1 protein-coding gene and 1 pseudogene are annotated in these 895 nt (G+C 36.2%); both read left to right on the forward strand.

The window, feature by feature from the left end:
• A pseudogene (locus tag HMPREF2560_RS11320) lies at positions 1-444 on the forward strand (hypothetical protein); the annotation flags it as partial.
• A 2-nt stretch (positions 445-446) separates the two neighbouring features.
• Positions 447-722: a hypothetical protein gene (locus HMPREF2560_RS05520; protein WP_070608479.1), complete on the forward strand. Its 276-nt coding sequence runs from the start codon at positions 447-449 to the stop codon at positions 720-722.
• The last annotated feature ends 173 nt before the right edge of the window (positions 723-895 follow it).

Raw genomic sequence — 895 nt, forward strand, 5'->3', positions numbered from 1 at the left:
GTGAATCAGGATCCGATTGGGTTGGAAGGTGGAGATAACCTGTATACACTTATGCCAAATGCCATAGAGTGGATTGATCCTTTAGGGCTTGCACCAAAAGCAGGAGATATAAAAGCATTACAAACAGGAGGCAATGGTACTGTTGTATCAGTAAAAAGCAAGGCCGATGCAGATGCGTTATTAAAAGCAGCATTTCCAGATGCTCAAAAAGTGAGAGGCATCGGCCCAGAAGATGCCAGTGACGCACGAAGGTTAAATAAAAGAATTGCTTTCAAAAAGGCTGATGGAAAAGTACATTACCATAAAGATTATGCTATGGATAAAGCAACAGGACGTTGTAAAGGACATGATGATCCACAAGGAACAGGACATGGAAAGTACCCGCATATAAATATTAGACGTCCGGATGGGAAACAAGTGCGTATTGATATTATAGGAAAATAGATATGTTAAATTTAACTAATTTACAAACAAAAGGATATGATGAACTTATTGAAATTGATGGAGAGGTTGTTTATCAAGTATTTGCTATTAAGAAAAATAATGGAACTTATAGCACATATTACTATACGGTACCAAAAAATAAATTGGATCAGGCTGAAGATTATGAGATAGAAGAATTTAATGAATTTAATGAACTTGAATTAGCTATAAAACATATTCAATCAAAAGGAGCTAATCTATCAAGATTTAATATATTTAAAGGTAACAAGCCTCTTTAAGACCTTTTTTAGACCATAGGTTGGATCGAGCCCCAACAAAACATCAAGGTCGTCTAAAATCAATTCTCAGACGACCTTCTCTATGATTTTTATCCAAAAAATACTGACGAAGGTATGCTTGGGAAAATAGTCGGTTAGCCATCACCAATGAAAACGGTGCGCGCTACCGCTTT

This window comes from Neisseria sp. HMSC078H04, from assembly GCF_001838135.1.
GTDB lineage: Bacteria > Pseudomonadota > Gammaproteobacteria > Burkholderiales > Neisseriaceae > Neisseria.